Genomic DNA, 19454 nt, shown 5'->3' with positions numbered 1-19454 from the left:
ATCAAAAGGCCCTTCCCCGGAAGGGCCTTTTTGTTTTTGTGCTGTCGCGGCTGTGAACCTTCCCGCGCCCTTGCGGTACATTGCAGATGATTTCGCCGCCCGCCCATTCATGATCGAGACCGAACGACTCACCCGCCGCTACGGCCATCTCGTCGCGGTGGATGCGCTGAGCATCCGTGCCGAGCCGGGGCAGGTGCTGGGCCTGCTCGGTCCCAACGGCGCAGGCAAGTCCACCGCCATGCGCATGATCGCCGGCTTCCTCGCACCCAGCTCCGGTACTGCGCGAGTCTGCGGGCACGATGTGCAGCGCGAGCCGCTGGCCGCCCGACGCGCACTGGGTTACCTGCCCGAAGGCGCACCCAGCTACGGCGAGATGACGGTGCGCGAATTCCTGGTGTTCATCGCGCGCATGCGCAAGCTCACCGCCGAGATGGGACGGCGCCGTTTCGACGAAGTGGTGGGCCGGCTGCAACTGGAGGACGTGCTGGAGGCATGCATCGACACGCTTTCCAAGGGCCTGCGGCGGCGCGTGGGGCTGGCTCAGGCGATTCTGCACGATCCGCCAGTGCTGATGCTGGACGAGCCCACCGACGGCCTCGACCCCAACCAGAAGCACGCGGTGCGGCAGCTGATCGATGCGATGGCGCGCGAGCGCACGATCCTGATCTCCACCCACCTGCTGGAGGAAGTGCACGCACTGTGCAACCGCGTGGTGATCGTCGCGCGCGGCCGATTGCTGGCCGACGCCACGCCCGCCGAACTGGAGGCGCGCTCGCGCTACCACGGGGCGGTTTCCTTCAGCGCACCGGGCAGCGGCGTCTCGCAGGAGATGCTGGGACGACTGCCACAGGTGGCGGCGATCGAGGTGGATCCGCTGGACGGGCGCATCACCGTGTTTCCGAAGCCTGGCGTGCGCATTCTGGAGCCGGTGGAACAACTGCTGCGCGAGCAGGGACTGGAAGTTTCCGAGATCCAGCTCGAGCGCGGGCGACTGGACGAAGTGTTCCGCCAGATCACCACCGCGCAGGAAGGGGCGTCGGCATGAGTCCGGTCAATGCAGTGATGCGGCGCGAGCTGCGCAGCTTTTTCGTGACGCCGATGGCCTATGTGTTCCTGGTCATCTTCCTGGTGCTGGCGGGCATCCTCACGTTCTACACGGGTGATTTCTACGAGCGCGGCCAGGCCGACCTGCAGCCGTTCTTCGTGGTGCACCCGTGGCTGTACCTGATCCTGGTACCTGCGGTCACCATGCGCATGTGGGCGGAGGAAGCCAAGGGCGGCACGCTGGAGCTGCTGCTGACCCTGCCGCTGACGTTGTGGCAGGCGATGCTGGGCAAGTTCCTCGCGGCCTGGTTGTTCATCGGGCTGGCGCTGGCGCTGACCTTCCCGATCTGGCTTACCGTGAACTACCTCGGTTCGCCCGACAACGGCGTGATCTTCGCGGGCTACCTTGGCAGCTGGCTGATGGCCGGCAGCTTCGTGGCGATCGGCGCCTGCCTGTCCGCACTCACCCGCAGCCAGGTGGTGGCGTTCGTGCTCACCGCCACGGTATGCGTGCTGCTGATCCTGGCCGGCCAGCCGCAGGTGCTGGACTTCTTCTCCGGCGCATTGCCACGCAGGCTGGTCAACGCGATGGCCTATCTCAGCATGTTGCGCCACTTCGAGGCGATCGCGCGCGGCGTGCTGGACCTGCGCGATCTGGCCTATTTCGTCCTCAGCACGGTGGGCTGGCTGATCGCTGGCGTGCTGCTGCTCGAACTGAAACGGGTGCGTTGAACCATGGGCCGCCTGCACCTGCCCAGCGTGTTCACCACCCGGCTGCGGTTTGGCCGGCGCGCCGCGATCTATGCCGCGCTGGTCCTGCTGATTCTGGTTTTCGTGTCGCTGATCGTGTCGAGCGGGCACTGGTTGCGCGCGCGGCGCATCGATCTCACCGCGGACAGGCTGTACACGCTCTCGCCAGGCACCCTGCAGATCGTCGACCATCTGCAGCGGCCGCTGCGGCTCACGCTGTATTTCTCCGAGCATGCCACGCGCGACCTGCCCAAGCTGCGCAGCTACGAGCAGCGCGTGCGCGACATGCTGCAGGAGATCGCAGCCCGTTCGCACGGTCACGTGCAGTTGCAGGTGGTCGATCCGATACCGTACTCCGACGACGAGGCCAGTGCCGAGGGCGCCGGCCTCACCCCGGCCCCTGGTGGCAGCAACGGCGAGCGGGTGTTCTTCGGCCTCGCCGGCAGCGTGCTGCCGAGCGGCACCGAGGGCGAGGCGGTCGAGGGGACGACGCCCGAGCGCTCACTGGCAATCCCGTTTTTGGACCCGTCGCGCGAGTCGTTCCTGGAATACGACATCACCAAGCTGTTGTACGAGCTCAACCAGTCCAGCAAGCCGCCCATCGGCGTGATCAGCTCGCTGCCGGTGGAAGGCAATCCGGTGCTGGGGCAGCAGCCCTGGGTGGTGATGCAGCAACTGTCCCTGCTGTTCGACGTGAAGGCGATCGACCCGGATCACCTGAAGCAGGTCGGTGCCGGCATCCGCGTGCTGCTGCTGATCCATCCCAAGCACCTGCCGGCGGATGCGCTGTACGCGCTTGACCAGTACGTGCTGCGCGGTGGCCACCTGGTGGTGTTCGTCGATCCGGATGCGGAGCTGGACGGTACGCCGGGCGATCCGGCCACCGGCGCGCTGCCCGACCACAGCTCCGACCTGCCGCGGCTGTTCGCGGCCTGGGGCGTGCGCTACGACCCGCACGAAGTGGTTCTGGATCGTTCGCATGCACTGACCATCGAGTTGAACGGCGCCAATGTCAGCCACCCGGCGATGCTCGGGCTGGATGCGCAATCGCTCAACCACAATGACGTGGTCACCGCGAGCCTGCAGCGCATCGATCTCTCCACCGCCGGCCATTTCGACCTTGCCGCGAACGCGGGGGCAAGGCTGATTCCGCTGCTGCAGAGCGGCCCCGACGCCGAGGTGGTGCCGGTGCAGCGGGTGCTGCAGGCCAGCGACAATCCCTCCCTGCTGCTGCAGGACTACAAGCCGGACGACACCCGCTACGTGTTCGCCGCGCGCCTGCGCGGAACCTTCGCCAGCGCGTTCCCCGAGCGCGCGAACCAGCCCGGTCATCTGGCGCGCTCCGCGGCCGACGACGAAGTGATCCTGGTGGCCGATACCGATCTGCTCAGCGACCGCCTGTGGCTGGAGCCGCAGACCATCCTGGGTCAGATCATGCTGCGGCCGTTCGCGAACAACGGCGAGTTCGTCAGCAACCTGGTGGACAACCTCAGCGGTTCCTCGGCGCTGCTGTCGATCCGCGGCCGTTCCACCTCGCAACGGCCGTTCACCCGCGTGGAGGCGTTGCGCAACGTGGCCGACCAGAAGTTCCTGCAGAAGGAGCAGGAGCTGGAACGCGAACTGGGCGAGACCCGGCAGCGGCTGGATGAGCTGCAGCCAGGCAAGGGCGGCAGCCATGCCGCCAGCATCGGCACCGAGCAGCGGCAGGAAATCGAGCAGTTCCGCCAGCGCCAGTTGGCGATCAACAAGGAGCTGCGCGACGTGCAGCACCAGCTCAATGCCGAGATCGATGCGCTGGGCCTGCGCCTGAAGATGATCAACATCGTGGTGGTGCCCGTACTGGTGGCGCTGCTGGGCCTGTTGTACGGCTGGCGCCGCACCCGGCGCACCCGGCGGCGGCTGTGATGGTGTGGGCGGCAATCCGCCGCAAGGACCGCGTTGCCGCGGGCGTTATGCTGGGCACGATGTGGTGCGCGGATACATCGGGCTGATGGCAACGCTGCTGAAATGGATCGTGCCGTGGGAGTTCTCGTGGGTGTTCCTCGCGAGCTTCCTGGTGGCATGCGTGCTGTACTGGCGCGGCCGCCGGCGGCTGCGCGTGAGCCGCGGCCGCCGCGTGGCGTTCTGGGTCGGCATGGCGATCATCTGGCTCACGCTGCAGACCTATCTGGACTTCTACGCCGAACACGAGTTCTTCGTGCATCGCCTGCAGCAACTCCTGCTGCATCACCTCGCGCCACTGCTGATCTGCGCCTCGTACCCTGCCGGCGTGCTGCGCGCGGGCCTGCCGCGGCGCTGGCGGGTGCGCTGGCTGAAGCCGCTGCGGCGTTCGTGGCCGTGGCGCGTCGTCAGCGGCGTGCTGTTCCAGCCGCTGCTGGCGTCGGTCCTGTTCGTGTTCTTCGTGCTGATCTGGCTGGTGCCGTCGATGCAGACGCTGGCCATGCTGGACTGGCGCGTCTATCGCTTCATGAACTGGACGATGCTGCTCAGCGGCTTCGTCTACTGGTCGCTGGTCCTCGACCACCGGCCGCACCCGCCGGGGCGCATGGGCGCAGGCATGCGCGTGCTGTCGCCCGGCATCACGATGGCGCCGCAGATCCTGGCCGGCGCCATCGTCACGTTCTCGCGTACCGATCTCTACCCGATCTTCGAGATCTGCGGTCGCGCATTCACCTTCAACGTGCTCACCGGACAGATGATCGGCGGCGTGATCACCTGGGTGCCGGCGGCACTGCTGGAATCCATCGGTGGTCTGCTGGCGCTGCGCCAGTGGCTGCGGCTGTCGCGCAGCGGGCGCCTGCCGCGCAAGACCTGGCAGACGGCACGCCGGGCTGCGCTTGATTGAAAGTGCGGCCAAGGATGGCCGCCCGTTTGACTTCGCGACCGGGGACGGTCGCAAGGGTCGAGTATTGAAAAGTGCGGTCAGGGATGACCGCCCGTTTGACTTTCACGATCAGGGACGATCGCAAGGATTCAGTGTGTGTCGTCCACCGCGTTCGCAGGCCGTGCCGTGAAATCCACCGGCAGCGTGCCGCCGTTACCGAACTGCAGCACCACGCGCACCGTATCGCCGGGACGCACCGGCTGCTTCGCGTGCATCAGCATCAGGTGGTAGCCGCCGGGTTGCAGCGCCTGCATGCCGCGGGCGGGAATCGGCAGCGCGTCGACCATCGTCATGCGGTTCATGCCGCCCGCAGCGGAACTTTCGTGCAGCATCGCCTCGCCATAGGCAGGGCTGCTGGCGCCAGTCAGCGAGACGGCCTTGTCGCTGTCGTTGCGGAGAGTGACGTAGGCCCCGGCGGGCAAGCTGCCAGGCAACACGCGGATCCAGGCGTGGCTGGCGGTGACATGCACGACGGGGCCGGCATGTGCGAGGCCGGTGCCGAGCAGGCCGGCGAGCAGCAGGGGCAGGGCGAGGCGGTTCATGCGGATGCTCCCGCGCCGAGCAGCAGGTCGAGGTCGTGCACCAGGTCGTCCTGCGGCGTGCCGGGCGTGGAGAGCACGCGGGCGCGGCCGTTGCGGTCGAACACGTAGATCGCCGAGCTGTGGCTGACCTCGTAGTTGCCGCCCTGGCTGCCCGGCTCGCGGGTGAACGAGGCACGGTAGCGCTTGACCAGGGCCTCGATCGCGCCGGGGCTGCCGGTGAGGCCCACCGCGCGCTTGTCGAAGGCGTTGACGTAGGCGTGCAGCACCTCCGGTGTGTCGCGCGCGGGGTCGACGCTGACGAACAGGATGCGCACGTCGTCGGCCTGCTTGCCCAGCTTCTGCAGCACCACGTGCAGGTGGGCAAGGGTCAGCGGGCAGACGTCGGGGCAGTGCGTGTAGCCGAAGTACAACAGCACCACCTTGCCGCGGTAGTCGGCCGCGCTCACCGGCCTGCCGTTGTCGTTGGTGAGCTGGAACTGCAGGTCCGGCATGTGCCCGCTGATATTGGTGAGCCTGAACGGCAGTGCGTCATGCTGGCAGCCGCCCAGCAGCAGGGCACCGGTCAGCGACAGCAGGAGCAGGGCGAGACGCAGGGGGCGCGGGAACTTCATGCGAGAATCCGTGGATTGCAACCGTCCAAGCATACGCCAGCGGCTCCGCTGCGCGATCGCCTGTTTCCGGAGCCTTGCCATGCTGCGACAAACTGTCCGATCCCATGCCGGCCTGCTTGCCGGCGTCGCCGGCGCCAGTGCGGTGTTGCTCGGCGCATTCGGCGCGCATGCCTTGCGCGGCGTGCTCGATCCCGCCCATCGCGAGTTGTGGCACACGGCAGTGGAATACCACGCATGGCACGCGCTGGCCCTGGTCCTGGCGGTCGGTGTCGGCGCCGGCCGCTGCGCGATCGCGGCGTTCGCGCTCGGCATCGTGCTGTTCAGCGGCAGCCTGTATGCACTGGCCCTCGGCGCGCCGCGCTGGGTGGGCATCGTCACGCCATTCGGCGGCGTGGCCTTCGTGGTGGGCTGGATCGCGCTGGGCTGGTCGCTGCGCCGTCTCCGCGATTGAGCGTGTCATGCCCTTGCCACGCATGGCGCGCACCATGGCGGCATGGATACCGCCGCCCGCAAACGCGCAGACGCCTGGCGCAAGGCCGTGGGCCTGTTCGCCGCCTGCGTGCTGCTGGTACTCGTATCGGTGGATGGCCTGCGCAACCACCTGTCGTCACCCTTGGAGCCGTCGCTCGCCGCGCCTGCGTATGACGCGCTGGTGCATCGTGCCGAGGGGGGCCGTGAGCTGCTGCGGGTGACGAACGCGCAGGATGGTTCGGTGCGCCTCTACGACGCGCGCAACGGTCGCCCGCTGTCCGTCGCGTCTGCCGACTGAGGGCGCGCGGTCCGCGTCGACGCGGGAAAATCCTGCGAAGACGCCGAGGTTGCGCCGGGCCGCCTACAATGTGCTCCCGCCCAACGACGGAGCACGCCCATGAAACCCTTCGGCACGCCCCATTCCGACCATGCCGTGCGCGTGCTGCTGCTGGGTTCCGGCGAGCTCGGCAAGGAACTGGCGATCGAACTGCAGCGTTACGCGGTGGAGGTGATCGCGGTGGACCGCTACGCCGACGCGCCGGCGATGCAGGTGGCGCATCGCAGCCACGTGATCGACATGCTGGACGGCGCCGCGCTGCGCCGCGTGATCGAGGCCGAACACCCCGACCTGGTGGTGCCGGAGATCGAGGCGATCCACACGCCCACCCTGGTGGAGATGGAGCGCGAGGGCCTGCACGTGATCCCTACCGCGCGCGCCGCGTGGCTGACGATGGATCGCGAGGGTATCCGCCGGCTGGCCGCCCAGGAACTGGAACTGCCCACCTCGCCCTACCGCTTCTGCGACAACGAGGCCGATTACCGCCGCGCCGTGGCCGACATCGGCTACCCGTTCGTGATCAAGCCGGTGATGAGTTCCTCGGGCAAAGGCCAGAGCATCGTGCGCGGAGAGTCCGAACTGCAGCATGCCTGGGACTATGCGCAGTCGGGCGGCCGCGCGGGGCAGGGACGCGTGATCGTGGAGGGTTTCGTCGACTTCGACTACGAGATCACCCTGCTCACCGTGCGCCACAAGGACGGCACCAGCTTCTGCGCGCCGATCGGCCATCGCCAGGAGGACGGTGACTACCGCGAGTCGTGGCAGCCGCAGCCGATGAGCGACAAGGCGCTGGCCGAGGCGCAGCGCCAGGCCGCGGCGATGTCGAACGCACTGGGCGGCTGGGGTGTGTTCGGCATGGAGTTCTTCGTCAAGGGCGATGCGGTGATCTTCTCCGAGGTCAGCCCGCGTCCGCACGACACCGGCCTGGTCACCCAGATCTCGCAGGACCTGTCGGAGTTCGCGCTGCATGCGCGGGCGATCCTCGGCCTGCCGGTTCCCGTGATCCGCCAGCTCGGTCCCTCGGCCTCGTGTGCGGTGCTGGTGGAAGGCGAGGGGCGCGCGCCCCGCTACCACGGCGTGGCGGCGGCGCTGGCCGAGCCGGACACCCAGCTGCGCCTGTTCGGCAAGCCCGAGGTGAAGGGGCGCCGGCGCATGGCGGTGACGCTGGCGCGCGACGCCAGCATCGAGACGGCGCGCGCGAAAGCCATGCGCGCAGCCGCACAGTTGCGCGTGGAGCTTTGACGATTTTCGCCCTCTCCCCTTTGGGGAGAGGGCCGGGGTGAGGGGCCGCGCTGGCAAAGTTGTCTTGATCGGAGCGCGCTTCGATCCGTGGGGTTGCAAGCCAGGGCCTCTCGCTTCGATCCTCCTTACCGTATGGGAGAAGAGGAAGGCGCGTTTCGACATTCGCTCGCCACGCGAGCTACGCTCAGCACGAACGGTGTTTCCTCGCAACGCACGGGAGTCGCACATGCAATCGACGGGTTTCGCACGCTGGCTGGTGGTGCTGGTGGAGACGTTCGCAGCGCTGTTCCTGCTGTTGCTGGCGGTGGCCGTGGTGGTGATCGCAGCGGTGTGGGTGGTGGACCGCAACCAGGCCTCCAACGCGGTGCTGCGCAACTTCCCGGTGATCGGCCACTTCCGCTACGGCTTCCTGCGCCTGGGTGAGTTCTTCCGCCAGTACCTGTTCTCCAGCGACCGCGAGGAGCTGCCGTTCAACCGCGCCCAGCGCGTATGGGTGTACCGCGCGGCGAAGAACGCCGAGAACACCAACGCGTTCGGCTCCACCCGCGACCTGCGCGCCGAGGGTGTGCCGTTCTTCGTCAATGCGGCGTTCCCGTCGCTGGGCGATCTCCACGTGGAGCCGAATCCGGTGCGCATCGGCCCCTACGCGCGCGAACCCTACGACCACGCCGCGTTCTTCAACATCTCCGCGATGAGCTTCGGCGCGCTTGGTGCGCCCGCGGTGCGCGCGCTGTCGCATGGTGCGGCCAAGGCCGGGATCTGGATGGATACCGGCGAGGGCGGGTTGGCGCCATATCACCTCGAAGGCGGTTGCGACATCGTGTTCGAGATCGGCACCGCCAAGTACGGCGTACGCACCAGCGACGGCAAGCTCGACGACGGCAAGCTCACGGCGATCTGCGCGCACAGGCAGGTGAAGATGGTCAGCATCAAGCTCGGTCAGGGCGCCAAGCCCGGCATGGGCGGCCTCTTGCCGGCGGCCAAGGTGACACCGGAGATCGCCGAGATCCGCGGTATCCCGGTGGGACAGGATTCGCAGAGCCCGAACCGGCACCTGGACATAGCCAACGTGCCGCAATTGCTGGACGCCATCCACCACATCCGCGAGCTCACCGGCAAGCCCACCGGCTTCAAGGCCGTATTCGGCGACATGACCATGATCGAGCAGCTGTGCGACGAGGTGCACAGGCGCGGCATCGAGAGTGCGCCGGACTTCATCATCGTGGACGGCTCCGAGGGCGGCACCGGCGCCGCGCCGCAGACCCTGATGGAAGGCGTCGGCCTGCCGCTGCACGAGGCGCTGCCCGCGCTGATCGATACGCTGGTGGTCAAGGGCCTGCGTGAGCGCGTCAAGGTGATCTGCTCGGGCAAGCGCATCACCGCCTACGACGTGGCCTGGGCGCTGTCGATGGGCGCCGACTTCGTCAATTCCGCGCGTGGCTTCATGCTGGCGCTGGGCTGCATCCAGTCGCTGCAGTGCAACCGCAACACCTGTCCCACCGGCATCACCACCCAGGACCCGAGGCTGCAGCGCGGCCTGGTGGTCACCGACAAGAGCGAGAAGGTGGCGAACTACGCGCGCAACGTGATGCACGAGGTGGGCATCATCGCCCACAGCTGTGGCGTGGACGACCCGCGCCAGCTCGACCGTACGCATTGCCGCGTGGTCGGCGACGACGGCATCTCGGTACCGCTGGTGAAGCTGTTTCCGTATCCGGAAACACGCAAGGCCTGAATCCGCAGGAGCGCACCCTGTGCGCGATGGTTCTTGCTTCGATCAAGCACCAGAGCCATCGCGCACAGGGTGCGCTCCTACGTCAAGGCATCGTTGCCCAGCCTTCTGCCGTGCGCAACTGCAGCGGCCGGAAGCGCCGCTTGTAATCCATCTTCGGGTGGCCTTCGATCCAGAATCCCAGATACACCCAGGGCAGGTTGCGGCGCCGGGCCAGCGCCACCTGCTGCAGGATCGCGAAGGTACCGAGGCCGCGCGCGCTTTCGCCGGGGTCGAAGAAGGTGTAGACCGCCGACAGGCTGCTGCGGCAGATGTCGGTGACCGCCACGCCGAGCAGGCGCTGGCGCTGGCGGAATTCCAGGAACACGGTGGGGCTCCACGGCGCGGTAAGGAAGCGGCGGAAGTCGCTGGCGTCGGCCTCGTCCATGCCGCCGCCGGGGTGGCGCTGGCGCAGGTAGTTCTCGTACAGCGCATGGCGCTCGGCGTTGTAGCCGGCCTGGCATTCGGTCACGACGAGGTCGGCATTGCGCTTCAGGCAGCGCCGTTGCGAACGGTCCGGCTCGAAGTGCAGCGCATCGATGCGGCACGGCGTGCAGGCATGGCATTCCGGGCAATGCGGAAAATACAGGTGCCCGCCGGCGCGGCGGAAGCCGCGTTCCAGCGCCGGCCCGTACAGCCGGTCCAGCTGCGGGGCGGCCGGATCGATCACCAGGTTCTGCGCCGTGCGCTCGGCGTAGTAGCCGCAAGCGTGCGGCAGGGTCTGGAACAGGCGGACATGTTCGGAGCGCATGGCCCGATTCTAGGCTGGAGTCGCGGCACGCGCACGCTGCGGGGCGCAAGTCTTTGCGGGTGCCTGGAACAGATTCTCAGATCACGTGCAGATAGCGCAGCGTCATCATCGCGATGATGCCCAGTATGGCCAGCATCACGATGCGGCGCACGCGCGCCACCGTGTGCTTGCGCCGGGCCAGTGGCGAAGGATTGCGTGCTTCGGCCAGGTCCTGGCCGTGGCGTATCACCGGCTCGATGCCCAGTTCGCGCAGCAAGGCGCGGGCGCGGGGATAGTCGTCGGCGCGGGCGATCCACACCTGTTCCCAGCTGCTGCGATCGTTGTCCATCTCGCGGTAGCTGAAGCGGCGGTGGCCGGGCTTGCGCCAGTTGGAGCGGTTTTCCACCGTGGCCTCGATGCCGTGCTCGGTCATCAGGGCGATCACGCGGTCGATGTTCTCGGGGCGGGGCGAGGTGTAGATCTGGCGCATGTCGGTACCTGTTTATTCTCCGCGCAGGCGGATCAGGCCTTCCTGCGCGGTGGAGGCCACCAGCCGGCCATCGCGGCTGAAGATCTGCCCGCGCGCCAGGCCGCGGCCACCCTGGGCGGTGGGGCTGTCGAAGGAGTACAGCAGCCACTCGTCCACCCGGAACGGGCGGTGGAACCACAGCGCGTGGTCGAGGCTGGCCATCTGCACGTTGTGCGTGAGGTAGGAAATGCCGTGCGGCAGCGTGGCGGTGCCGATCAGGTGGAAGTCGGAGGCATAGGCCAGCAGGGCGCGGTGCAGGATCGCCGAATCGCTGATCGGCGCGGCGAGCCGGAACCAGATGTGCTGGATCGGCGGCCGCTTCACCGGGTGCATCTCGTCGCGCGGCCACACCAGGCGGAACTCGAACGGACCATCGATGCCCAGCCAGCGCTGCAGCTTCACTGGCAGCTTGGCCAGTTCGTCGGGCGGCAGCGGGCGCATCGGCTCGACGTCTTCCGGCGCGGGCACCTCGGGCATCGCGGTCTGGTGCTCGAAGCCCTTCTCGGGGACCTGGAACGAGATCGAGCCGTTCAGGATGGGCTGGCCGTGCTGGATCGCCAGCACCCGCCGCGAGGAGAACGTACCGCCGTCGCGGGCGCGCTCCACGCTGTAGACGATCGGCGCGTCGATGTCGCCGGCGCGCAGGAAATAGGCATGCAGCGAATGCGCCTCGCGCGAGGGATCGACGGTCTGCTGTGCCGCCGACAGCGCCTGCCCCAGCACCTGCCCGCCGAACACGAAGCGCGTGCCGATGTCGCGGCTCTGGCCACGGAACAGGTTGTCCTCCAGCCGTTCGAGCTGCAGCAGCTCGACCAGTTCGTTGACGTGCTCTTCGCGCATGGCGGGTCCTTGGCGGGGATTCGCCAGTATACCGGGGTGCCCCCGGAGACCGCGTCAGGTGGATGGCCAGGCCATTTCTTTTTCGAATGCCACCGCGACGCCGGCGGCTGCGAGCGCAGCCAGAAAGTCGCGCGCGTCGAACGCCTGCCCGGGGGCCAGCGCTCCGCAGCCACGGACCCGGCCGTCGAGGATGCGCTGCAGCGCCTCGACCAGCAGTGGCGCGGTGACGGCGTAGATATCGAGTCCGCTGGCGGTGGCGCGTCCAGCGTGCCCGCCGCGGCGCACCCGCACGTCGAGCACGAAGCGCTGCGCCGAACGGCCGCTGTCGTCGACCCCGACCGGCGGCGGCGTGGCCGGGTCGCGCAGGTCGTGCAGCGGCGCCAGGTTCATCCACGCATGCAGGTTGCGGCAGGCGAGGTGATGGGGAATCACGACGGCCTCGGTCAAGGTCAGCAGCACGGTTTCCTGTCGCCCGAACGGGGCCGGGAAATCGGTTTCGCGCACCGGCGCGGGTTGGGGCAGGATGCGGGTTTCGTCGTGTTCGATGTAGGTGCGCGGATAGTGGTTGCGGTCGCCGGTGAGGCGGGTGCCGCGCGTGGGATGCCAGCCGTCGAGCGCCACGGCGATGTCCACCGCATCCGCGTCGGTGGCGCCACCGAGCGCGGCGGTGGCCAGCAGATCGGCAAGGCCGCCGTAGAAGGCCATCGCCGGCAGCACGGTCACGCCCGCCGCCCTGGCTTCGGCATCGCGTGCCAGCGTGTCGGCCACGGCGCGCTGTTCCGCCGCCACGTCGAGGTAGTGGATGCGCGCGCGCAGCGCCGCGTCCAGCACGGGCGTGGCGGTGTCGAGGAAGGGGCCGGCGCAATGCAGCACCGCGGCGGTGCCGGCGAAGGCGGCGTCCAGCGCGGCCGCATCGTCGGCGGAAGCCGTGCGCACTTCGACGCCGGTGGCCGCGGCCAGTGCCGCGAGGCCGGACGCATCGCGGCCACAGGCGACCGGCACGAAGCCGCGGCGGAGCAACTCGGCCACCACGAAGCGGCCGGTATGGCCATAGGCGCCGTATACTGCGATGCGGCGGGAAGCTTGCGTCGTCATGCCTGGTCTCCTTGCGTGGTCCACAGTCGGTGGGCTTCCTCGGCGATCACGTCCGGGCGTTCCTCGGGCCAGAACAGCTTGCTGTTCTTCAGGTGGCGCACGCCCAGCGAGTGGCCGAAGGCGCGGTCGAGGAAACCCGCGTTGTCGGCGGAAAAGATCGTGTCGGCATCGCCCCAGACGATGCGCACGGGTGCGCGGGACCGGGCGAGCGCGGGACCGATGCCGGCCAGCGCGTTGCGTTCCAGCGCGACGGCATAGGCATGCGTGCAGTCGCGGCTGCGCCGTGAGGCCAGCAGCGGTGCGAAGTACGTCTCGATGGCTTCGTCGGTGGGGTGGGCGGGGTTGGCGTAGCACATGCCGCCGATGCCGGCGGCCGATCGCGCAAGCGCGTGGTCGTGGCGCCACGTGCCCAGCCAGTCGTCGACGAAGCGCCCCTGCTTCGCCAGCGCGATCACCGGGAGAAGCGCCGGCGGCGGACAGTCCAGCTCGGTGTCGCAATTGGTCAGCAGCAGGCTGCGCACGCGTTCTGGATGATGCGCGAGCAGCAGTTGCGCGATGGCGCCGCCGCTGTCGTTGGCGACCACATCGGCGCGCTCGACGCCGAGCGCGTCGAGCAGGGCGACGAGCATGGCGACTTGCGCCTGCGGCGCGCAGGATTGCCCGTCGGCAACCTCGGTGTAGCCCAGGCCGAGGAAATCGGGTGCGATGCAGCGCCGGTACGCTGCGAGCCGGTCGAGCGCACCGCGCCACTGGAAGCCATTGAGCGGAAAGCCGTGCAGGAACAGCGCCGCCGGTCCGCTGCCGCGTTCGACATGGGCGATGCGGCCGAACGCCGTGTGCGTGTAACGACGCAGGGCGTGGAAGCGGGCCGCATCCATCACCGCCGTGTCCACGTGCCGGGATGGCGACCGGATGCCGCCGGCGTAGCTGCCCGCACACACGCCGGCCAGCGCGCCGGCGGACAGGGCAAGGAAACGGCGCCGGGTGATGCCCGGCGCCGGCCGCATGGCGGATATCGACGTCTCGCCGCTCACGAGCGGACTTCCGCTTCGCGCAGCTTCTGCGCGCATTCCTCGCAGCAGACTTCTACGGTGCGGCCACCGATGGTGACTGCGATGGCGTTGTCGTCGAGCGGGTAGTCGCAGGCGGCACAGGTGGTTTCTTTCATGGCGGGTCTCCGGCAGATGCCCATGATCGGGCAGGCACAGGAGACCACCAGCCGCCGGCGGCGGCTGTCAGGATCTTTAGCGATTCACAGCATGCCGGCGAGTGCGGCCTGGCGGAATTCCGTGGGCGTGCGCCCGTAGGCCTGGCGGAACGCCGAGCTGAAATGACTGTGGCTGGAGAAGCCCAGGTCCTGCGCCAGTGCGGCGACATCCTCGCAGTCGGCGATCAGGTCCAGCGCACGCGCCAGGCGCAAGCGCAGGTGGTAGCGGTACAACGGCATGCCTTCGACCTGCTGGAAAGCCTGGGTGAGGTAGACCGGCGAACCGCCGATCTCCGCCGCGATGTCCGCCAGCGTCCAGCGCCGGGTGAGGTCGCTGGCGAGCAGCAGCTTCACCCGGTCCACCAGCCGCTGTCGTGCACGGGTGGCGCCGGGTGCGTGGGTGGTGCGCGGGCCGAGGCTGCGACCGACCAAGGTCAGGGCGAGGCTTTCGGCTTCCAGCGGCTCGATGCCGCCGTGGCGCAGACTGTGGCGCAGCAGCGCCACCAGCACCTGCGCGCGCTCGTCGATGCGCAGTGCCTGATGGTGGAACACGGGTTGGTCGCGCCGCTGCAACAGCGCGGCGGGCGCGAGCTCGCGCAGCAGTGATTGCGACACCGTCAGCGACAGGCAGGCGTCGCCGCCGGTCGCCGGATGGCTGACCTGGTAGCCCTCGCCGGCATTGAAGAACAGCACGTGGTTGGCGTCGGCCACCGACTGGACGCTGCCGACATGGCGCAGATACAGCCCGCGATAAGGAAACACCAGCTGGGTGGAGGACGCGCACTCCTCGGCGCTGCGATGGCGGCACTCGCCGCGGCAGCACACGTCGTGCACCGCGACGGTGGTCGATTTCAGCAAGGACTGGACCTTGAACTCCGGCATGGGCGCAGGTCGATGGAGGTCGGCGCAGTCTAGCGCAGTCGCTGCAGCCCACTGTCGGGCACGACGGCATCCCACGGGAACAGCGGCCCGGGATCGCGCTTGCGCCATACCTGTCTTGCGGGATCGTCGCTGGCCGGCACCGTCGCGGTGTCGAGATCCTCGTGGCCGGCGATGCAGCGCAGGTTCGGAAACTCCCGCTGCAGCGCCGTCAGCAGCTCGCGCAGCGCGGTGATCTGGGCGGAGGTGTAGGGCTCGTCCATGGCTTGCCGGCGTGAGTCGAACCAGTGCGGGAAGCGGCCGGTGTTCACCAGTTCGATGCCGATGGACTCGGCATTGTGGCCACGCACGTGGTGCGCCACGCGGGTGCCGGGCACGTAGCGGTACACCGCACCGTCGCGGTCGATGTAGTAGTGGCCGCTGTTGCCGGCGCCGCTGTCGTACAGCACCTTTTCGCCGTATTCGCGCGCCGTGGCGAGGTCAGGCAGCTCGGTGCAGTGAATCACCACCAGGGTCACCGCGTCGGTGGGACGTTCGGGCAGTTTCGCCACGTAGGGCAGGGGCTGGTCGTGGATGGCGAGGGGGGGCATGAGCCAAGTCTCGCACGGTGCCCGGTTATCATGGGCGCCCTGCAGCCTGTACCGGAGACCGCCATGCGCGGCCAGATCATCCTTTCGCACGGTTCGGATTCCGGTCCGGGCGCCACCAAGATCAGCGCGCTGGCCGACCGGGCTGAGGCGCTGGGTTGGCGCACCGAGCGCCCCGATTTCCGCGCGGATGATGCCGCGGGCCATGCCGGCGCAGTGGCGCCGCGCGTGGCCCGCCTGCGCACCGCCATCGCGGCCTGCGCAGCGCCGCCGGTGCTGGTGGGTTCCAGCATGGGTGCGTTCGCTTCGGCGCTGGCTTCGCTGGAGGCGCCGGTGGCGGCCCTGTTCCTGCTCGCCACGCCCCCCGCGATTCCAGCTTGCCCGCAGGCACTGGGGCTTCGTGCCGGCGTGCCCACGCTGCTGGTCCATGGCTGGCGCGACGAGCTGTGTCCGGTGGCGGGCGTGCAGGTCTTTGCCGCGCGTCACCGGCTGCCCCTGCTGTTGCTGGACGACGACCATCGTCTGCTGGCCAGCATGGAGATGATCGTCGCGCAGTTCGAGGTACTGCTGGGGGCCTTGGCATGAGCCGCTGGTTCGCCACCTGTCCCAAGGGCCTGGAATACCTGTTGCGCGACGAGCTGGTGGCGCTGGGTGCGCAGGAAGTGCGCGAGGCGCTGGCCGGCGTGCATTTCGAGGGGGCGCTGGAAACCGCCTACCGCGCCTGCCTGTGGTCGCGGCTCGCCAGCCGCATCCTGCTGCCGCTGGCCGAGTTCGACGCGGCGACCGACGATGCCTTGTACGCGGGCGTACAGGCCATCGATTGGTCGCAACACCTCGCCGCCCACGCCACGCTAGCGGTGGATGCGCACACTGCGCTCAGCAAGCTCACGCACAGCCAGTTCATCGCCCAGCGGGTGAAGGACGCGGTGGTCGACCAGTTCCGCCAGCAGGGCGGCACCCGCCCCGGCGTGGATACCGAAGAGCCGGACGTGCGCCTCAACCTGCGCCTGAAGCGTGACCGCGCCACGCTGTCGCTGGATCTTGCCGGTTCGCCCCTGCACCGCCGCGGCTGGCGCGAGCTGCAGGGCGAGGCGCCGCTGAAGGAAAACCTCGCTGCCGCGATGCTGCTGCGCGCGCGCTGGCCCGATATCTATGCGGCTGGCGGCGCCTTGCTCGACCCGATGTGCGGCTCGGGCACCCTGCTGGTCGAGGCCGCGCTGATGGCCGCCGACGTGGCGCCGGGCTGGCGCCGTGACTATTACGGCTTCCTCGGCTGGCAGCAGCACGACCTCGCGCTGTGGCGCAGCCTGCTCGACGAGGCACGGCAGTGTGCCGAAACAGGCCTGAGGCAGCTGCGCAGCTGCTTCTTCGGCAGCGATGCCGATCCGCGCATGGTGCAGACCGCCAAGCGCAACGCGCAGGAGGCGGGCGTGGCCGGCTTCCTCACGCTGGAGAAGCGCGACATGGCGCATGCCGAGCCACCGGCCGGCGTCGAGCGCGGCCTTGTCATCACCAATCCGCCGTACGGTGAACGGTTGGGCGAGCGGGCGCAGATGCCCGCGCTGTACCACGCGCTGGGTGAGCGCCTGCGCACGCGGTTCGCCGGCTGGCGCGCGGCCGTGCTGGCGGGTGACGCGGAGCTCGGCCGCGCGCTGGGCCTGCATGCGGAAAAGAAGTACGCGCTGTACAACGGTGCGCTTGAAACCCAGCTGCTTACCTTCGAGATCCGCACGCGCGATGAAGCTCCACGCGAGCCGAAGCCGCTCTCCCCCGGCGCGCAGATGCTGAAGAACCGGCTGGAGAAGAACCTCAAGCACCTGCGCAAGCGGCTCGCGCGCGAAGGCATCCACTGCTGGCGCGCCTACGACCAGGACCTGCCCGAGTACGCTGCCGCCATCGATGTCTATGCACGCGACGGCGGCGACACCTGGCTGCACGTGCAGGAATACCGCGCGCCGGCCGAGGTGCCGGCCGAAACCACGCGCATCCGCCTGCGCGAGATCGCCCGCGTGGCCGGCGAGGTGTTTGCGGTGCCGCGCGAGCGGATCGCGGTGAAGACCCGCGAGCGCGGCAAGGGCGGTTCCAAGTACGGCCAGTTCGACCAGCGCGGCGAGTTCGTCGAAGTGGCGGAGGGCGGCCTGAAGTTCCTGGTCAACCTCACCGATTACCTCGATACCGGCCTGTTCCTCGACCACCGCCTGGTGCGCGCCACGCTGCGCGAGCTGGCCGCGGGCCGGCGCTTCCTCAACCTGTTCGCCTATACCGCCACCGCCAGCGTGTACGCGGCGGCGGGCGGCGCGCGCGACACCACCAGCGTGGACCTGTCGGCCACCTATCTGGACTGGGCCTCCGGCAATCTCGCGCTGAACGGCTTCACCGGCGCGAAGCACCGGCTGATGCAGGCCGACGCCTTGACCTTCCTGCGCCAGGACCGGGCGCATTACGGCCTGATCTACGTGGACCCGCCCACCTTCTCCAATTCCAAGCGCGCCGAGGACTTCGACGTGCAGCGCGACCACGTGGCGCTGCTGGAAGCCTGCGGCGAGCGGCTGGTCAACGACGGCGTGATCGTGTTTTCCAACAATTTCCGCCGTTTCAAGCTGGACGAGACGGCCCTGGCGGAGCGCTTCGCCATCGAGGACTGGAGCGCGGCCAGCATCCCGTTCGATTTTGCCCGCCGCGCCGACATCCACGGCTGCTGGCTGCTGCGCCATCGCAAGGCTGAAGCGGCGTTCAACCCGTGGAATGAGGCACGCCCCAAAAGGTGAACTCTTCAGTTTGGATTAAGCACCAAAGGCTGAGCATCACACCCGCAGAAACGGAGGTTTTTTTTATGTCCAAGCGCAATGTCGGCAAGTTGATGGCGATCGGTCTGGCCGTGGCCGCTGCGGGTGCGATGCCGCTGAGCGCGTCCGCGCACGGCTGGGGTCATGGTGGCTACCATGGTGGCTACTATCACGGCGGCTACTATCACGGTGGTTACTGGAGCGGTGGTCGCTGGATTGCCGGTGCGGTAGTCACCGGCGCCGTGGCCGGACTGGTGGCAGGGGCGCTGGCGCCTCCGGCGCCGGTCTATTACGCACCGGCACCGACGGTGGTGTATACGCAGCCGGGCACGGTGGTTTACCAGAGCGCACCTTACGTGGTGCCTCAAGGTGCGGTCGTCTACAGCACCCCGCCGACGCGTTACATCGGTCCGGCCAACTGATCGTTGGCTGGTAAGCGTCGCAAAGAGCCCGGCATCTCGCCGGGCTCTTTTTACGTCGGAGGCACGGGCCCGCGGCTTCGGCATTCGGCCATCGCCGCGGGAGCGGGATCGCGCCGGCGAAGCTCAGGGTTTGGTGGGCTGGTTCGCGCCGCTGCCGTTGCGGCCGGCATGTGCGCTGAGCTTGTCGAACTCGGCCTTGTCGATCTTGCGTACCGACTGGATCGGGCAAGGTGGCGGCTGCATCGAGCGTACCGATTCGCCCGCTTCGCCGCAGATACTGAACGGAGCCACCGCCCTGTTCGCCTTGCTGGTCTGGAATCGCAGGGTGGGCGGTCCGTAGCCCAGTTGCGGGCATGATGCCTGCAGCTTCACCAGGAAGCGGTTGGGGCCATTGCGCACGGTGAGCGTGCGCGGGTTCACGACATGCCATTCGTCAATGCGATCGGTGCGCAGGCAATCGGCGACCGGACGCAACGGGGTATAGGCGGGGGTTTTCGGCTTCGTCTGGGCGGGCGCGGCGTTCGCGGCGACTGCGAGCGAGAGCGAGAGCAGACCGGTCAGGGCGGATTTCATGGGAACACCTCATCAGCGGATGTGGTGGATCGCGATGGTGCGTCGAGGCGGCACCGGGCGCCATCATCGATCGGCCGTGTACCACGGGAGGTGAATGGCTTGCGTGCACAGCTTTCTCCCCCGCCCGCAAGCGGGAGAGGGAGAAAGGCGTGCG

The 19454-nt window shown here is 68.6% G+C and carries 22 protein-coding genes; 11 read left to right on the top strand and 11 right to left on the bottom strand.

Annotated elements, in window-relative coordinates; all coding sequences use genetic code 11:
* Positions 1-109 precede the first annotated feature (109 nt).
* The 4 genes from ABQJ54_RS04930 (at position 110) to ABQJ54_RS04915 (ending at position 4639) form a co-directional block, all read left to right on the top strand.
* On the top strand, positions 110-1045 hold the full coding sequence (locus ABQJ54_RS04930; RefSeq protein ID WP_367853148.1) for an ABC transporter ATP-binding protein: 936 nt from the start codon (positions 110-112) through the stop codon (positions 1043-1045).
* Entirely contained in the window at positions 1042-1776 is a 735-nt protein-coding gene (locus tag ABQJ54_RS04925; RefSeq protein WP_367853147.1) for an ABC transporter permease subunit, read from the top strand. The genes ABQJ54_RS04930 and ABQJ54_RS04925 overlap by 4 nt, the downstream gene beginning before the upstream one ends.
* A gap of 3 nt (positions 1777-1779) precedes the next feature.
* Positions 1780-3699 carry a GldG family protein gene (locus ABQJ54_RS04920; protein ID WP_367853146.1) on the top strand — a complete coding sequence of 640 codons (1920 nt, stop codon included), beginning with the start codon at positions 1780-1782 and terminating at the stop codon, positions 3697-3699.
* An 82-nt stretch (positions 3700-3781) separates the two neighbouring features.
* A complete protein-coding gene (locus ABQJ54_RS04915; protein WP_367853569.1) occupies positions 3782-4639 on the top strand; it encodes a cytochrome c oxidase assembly protein in 858 nt (285 codons plus the stop codon).
* Between the two features lie 128 nt (positions 4640-4767).
* Here the strand turns inward: ABQJ54_RS04915 and ABQJ54_RS04910 are convergent, their stop codons facing one another.
* Positions 4768-5220 (bottom strand): copper chaperone PCu(A)C, encoded by a 453-nt coding sequence (locus ABQJ54_RS04910; protein ID WP_367853145.1) that lies wholly within the window; start codon positions 5218-5220, stop codon positions 4768-4770.
* On the bottom strand, positions 5217-5831 hold the full coding sequence (locus ABQJ54_RS04905) for an SCO family protein (RefSeq protein ID WP_367853144.1): 615 nt from the start codon (positions 5829-5831) through the stop codon (positions 5217-5219). The genes ABQJ54_RS04910 and ABQJ54_RS04905 overlap by 4 nt, the downstream gene beginning before the upstream one ends.
* Positions 5832-5910: 79 nt before the next feature.
* Here ABQJ54_RS04905 and ABQJ54_RS04900 point away from each other — a divergent pair, with 79 nt between their 5' ends.
* The 4 genes from ABQJ54_RS04900 to ABQJ54_RS04885 all read left to right on the top strand — a co-directional run bounded on the left by ABQJ54_RS04900 (position 5911) and on the right by ABQJ54_RS04885 (position 9616).
* Complete coding sequence (locus tag ABQJ54_RS04900) at positions 5911-6282, top strand: DUF423 domain-containing protein (protein WP_367853143.1); 372 nt, start codon at positions 5911-5913, stop codon at positions 6280-6282.
* Positions 6283-6324: 42 nt separating this feature from the next.
* Entirely contained in the window at positions 6325-6600 is a 276-nt protein-coding gene (locus tag ABQJ54_RS04895; protein ID WP_367853142.1) for a hypothetical protein, read from the top strand.
* A 99-nt stretch (positions 6601-6699) separates the two neighbouring features.
* A complete protein-coding gene (gene purT, locus ABQJ54_RS04890) occupies positions 6700-7881 on the top strand; it encodes a formate-dependent phosphoribosylglycinamide formyltransferase (protein WP_367853141.1) in 1182 nt (393 codons plus the stop codon).
* Between the two features lie 226 nt (positions 7882-8107).
* Positions 8108-9616 carry an FMN-binding glutamate synthase family protein gene (locus ABQJ54_RS04885; RefSeq protein ID WP_367853140.1) on the top strand — a complete coding sequence of 503 codons (1509 nt, stop codon included), beginning with the start codon at positions 8108-8110 and terminating at the stop codon, positions 9614-9616.
* 82 nt (positions 9617-9698) lie between these two features.
* Here ABQJ54_RS04885 and ABQJ54_RS04880 read toward each other — a convergent pair whose 3' ends face one another.
* The 8 genes from ABQJ54_RS04880 to ABQJ54_RS04845 form a co-directional block, all read right to left on the bottom strand.
* On the bottom strand, positions 9699-10403 hold the full coding sequence (locus tag ABQJ54_RS04880) for an arginyltransferase (RefSeq protein WP_367853139.1): 705 nt from the start codon (positions 10401-10403) through the stop codon (positions 9699-9701).
* A gap of 76 nt (positions 10404-10479) precedes the next feature.
* The gene (locus tag ABQJ54_RS04875) at positions 10480-10872 is read right to left on the bottom strand and encodes a hypothetical protein (RefSeq protein WP_367853138.1); all 393 of its coding nucleotides are present in this window, start codon (positions 10870-10872) and stop codon (positions 10480-10482) included.
* Between the two features lie 12 nt (positions 10873-10884).
* Positions 10885-11751, bottom strand: coding sequence for an acyl-CoA thioesterase (locus tag ABQJ54_RS04870; RefSeq protein WP_367853137.1), 867 nt, complete (start codon positions 11749-11751; stop codon positions 10885-10887).
* Between the two features lie 54 nt (positions 11752-11805).
* Positions 11806-12846 (bottom strand): saccharopine dehydrogenase NADP-binding domain-containing protein, encoded by a 1041-nt coding sequence (locus ABQJ54_RS04865; protein ID WP_367853136.1) that lies wholly within the window; start codon positions 12844-12846, stop codon positions 11806-11808.
* Complete coding sequence (locus ABQJ54_RS04860) at positions 12843-13880, bottom strand: alpha/beta fold hydrolase (RefSeq protein WP_367853135.1); 1038 nt, start codon at positions 13878-13880, stop codon at positions 12843-12845. Before ABQJ54_RS04860 ends, ABQJ54_RS04865 begins: the two co-directional genes overlap by 4 nt.
* Positions 13877-14014, bottom strand: coding sequence for a hypothetical protein (locus ABQJ54_RS04855; RefSeq protein WP_367853134.1), 138 nt, complete (start codon positions 14012-14014; stop codon positions 13877-13879). The genes ABQJ54_RS04860 and ABQJ54_RS04855 overlap by 4 nt, the downstream gene beginning before the upstream one ends.
* 84 nt (positions 14015-14098) lie before the next feature.
* Positions 14099-14935 (bottom strand): helix-turn-helix transcriptional regulator, encoded by an 837-nt coding sequence (locus ABQJ54_RS04850; protein WP_367853133.1) that lies wholly within the window; start codon positions 14933-14935, stop codon positions 14099-14101.
* Between the two features lie 29 nt (positions 14936-14964).
* Positions 14965-15522 (bottom strand): N-acetylmuramoyl-L-alanine amidase, encoded by a 558-nt coding sequence (locus ABQJ54_RS04845; protein WP_367853132.1) that lies wholly within the window; start codon positions 15520-15522, stop codon positions 14965-14967.
* 63 nt (positions 15523-15585) lie between these two features.
* On the opposite strand from ABQJ54_RS04845, the gene ABQJ54_RS04840 reads away from it, so the two are divergent.
* From ABQJ54_RS04840 to ABQJ54_RS04830, 3 genes are all read left to right on the top strand, one after another.
* Positions 15586-16104, top strand: a complete 519-nt coding sequence (locus ABQJ54_RS04840; protein ID WP_367853131.1) for an alpha/beta fold hydrolase — start codon at positions 15586-15588, stop codon at positions 16102-16104.
* Entirely contained in the window at positions 16101-18287 is a 2187-nt protein-coding gene (rlmKL, locus tag ABQJ54_RS04835) for a bifunctional 23S rRNA (guanine(2069)-N(7))-methyltransferase RlmK/23S rRNA (guanine(2445)-N(2))-methyltransferase RlmL (protein WP_367853130.1), read from the top strand. The genes ABQJ54_RS04840 and rlmKL overlap by 4 nt, the downstream gene beginning before the upstream one ends.
* Positions 18288-18352: 65 nt before the next feature.
* Complete coding sequence (locus tag ABQJ54_RS04830) at positions 18353-18727, top strand: hypothetical protein (protein ID WP_367853129.1); 375 nt, start codon at positions 18353-18355, stop codon at positions 18725-18727.
* 123 nt (positions 18728-18850) lie between these two features.
* Here the strand turns inward: ABQJ54_RS04830 and ABQJ54_RS04825 are convergent, their stop codons facing one another.
* A complete protein-coding gene (locus ABQJ54_RS04825; protein WP_367853128.1) occupies positions 18851-19300 on the bottom strand; it encodes a DUF6491 family protein in 450 nt (149 codons plus the stop codon).
* Positions 19301-19454 lie beyond the last annotated feature (154 nt).

It is taken from the genome of Rhodanobacter lycopersici, from assembly GCF_040812335.1.
GTDB lineage: Bacteria > Pseudomonadota > Gammaproteobacteria > Xanthomonadales > Rhodanobacteraceae > Rhodanobacter_A > Rhodanobacter_A lycopersici.
Note: the sequence above shows the minus strand (reverse complement) of the source record. Positions and strands in the feature narration are given on the sequence as shown.

Excerpts from the sequence above, each read along its gene's own strand:
- ABQJ54_RS04930 (WP_367853148.1), top strand. The coding sequence starts at position 110 with ATGATCGAGACCGAACGACTCACCCGCCGCTACGGCCATCTCGTCGCG.
- ABQJ54_RS04925 (WP_367853147.1), top strand. The coding sequence starts at position 1,042 with ATGAGTCCGGTCAATGCAGTGATGCGGCGCGAGCTGCGCAGCTTTTTC.
- ABQJ54_RS04920 (WP_367853146.1), top strand. The coding sequence starts at position 1,780 with ATGGGCCGCCTGCACCTGCCCAGCGTGTTCACCACCCGGCTGCGGTTT.
- ABQJ54_RS04910 (WP_367853145.1), bottom strand. The coding sequence starts at position 5,220 with ATGAACCGCCTCGCCCTGCCCCTGCTGCTCGCCGGCCTGCTCGGCACC.
- ABQJ54_RS04905 (WP_367853144.1), bottom strand. The coding sequence starts at position 5,831 with ATGAAGTTCCCGCGCCCCCTGCGTCTCGCCCTGCTCCTGCTGTCGCTG.
- ABQJ54_RS04900 (WP_367853143.1), top strand. The coding sequence starts at position 5,911 with ATGCTGCGACAAACTGTCCGATCCCATGCCGGCCTGCTTGCCGGCGTC.
- ABQJ54_RS04895 (WP_367853142.1), top strand. The coding sequence starts at position 6,325 with ATGGATACCGCCGCCCGCAAACGCGCAGACGCCTGGCGCAAGGCCGTG.
- purT (WP_367853141.1), top strand. The coding sequence starts at position 6,700 with ATGAAACCCTTCGGCACGCCCCATTCCGACCATGCCGTGCGCGTGCTG.
- ABQJ54_RS04885 (WP_367853140.1), top strand. The coding sequence starts at position 8,108 with ATGCAATCGACGGGTTTCGCACGCTGGCTGGTGGTGCTGGTGGAGACG.
- ABQJ54_RS04880 (WP_367853139.1), bottom strand. The coding sequence starts at position 10,403 with ATGCGCTCCGAACATGTCCGCCTGTTCCAGACCCTGCCGCACGCTTGC.
- ABQJ54_RS04875 (WP_367853138.1), bottom strand. The coding sequence starts at position 10,872 with ATGCGCCAGATCTACACCTCGCCCCGCCCCGAGAACATCGACCGCGTG.
- ABQJ54_RS04870 (WP_367853137.1), bottom strand. The coding sequence starts at position 11,751 with ATGCGCGAAGAGCACGTCAACGAACTGGTCGAGCTGCTGCAGCTCGAA.
- ABQJ54_RS04865 (WP_367853136.1), bottom strand. The coding sequence starts at position 12,846 with ATGACGACGCAAGCTTCCCGCCGCATCGCAGTATACGGCGCCTATGGC.
- ABQJ54_RS04855 (WP_367853134.1), bottom strand. The coding sequence starts at position 14,014 with ATGAAAGAAACCACCTGTGCCGCCTGCGACTACCCGCTCGACGACAAC.
- ABQJ54_RS04850 (WP_367853133.1), bottom strand. The coding sequence starts at position 14,935 with ATGCCGGAGTTCAAGGTCCAGTCCTTGCTGAAATCGACCACCGTCGCG.
- ABQJ54_RS04845 (WP_367853132.1), bottom strand. The coding sequence starts at position 15,522 with ATGCCCCCCCTCGCCATCCACGACCAGCCCCTGCCCTACGTGGCGAAA.
- ABQJ54_RS04840 (WP_367853131.1), top strand. The coding sequence starts at position 15,586 with ATGCGCGGCCAGATCATCCTTTCGCACGGTTCGGATTCCGGTCCGGGC.
- rlmKL (WP_367853130.1), top strand. The coding sequence starts at position 16,101 with ATGAGCCGCTGGTTCGCCACCTGTCCCAAGGGCCTGGAATACCTGTTG.
- ABQJ54_RS04830 (WP_367853129.1), top strand. The coding sequence starts at position 18,353 with ATGTCCAAGCGCAATGTCGGCAAGTTGATGGCGATCGGTCTGGCCGTG.
- ABQJ54_RS04825 (WP_367853128.1), bottom strand. The coding sequence starts at position 19,300 with ATGAAATCCGCCCTGACCGGTCTGCTCTCGCTCTCGCTCGCAGTCGCC.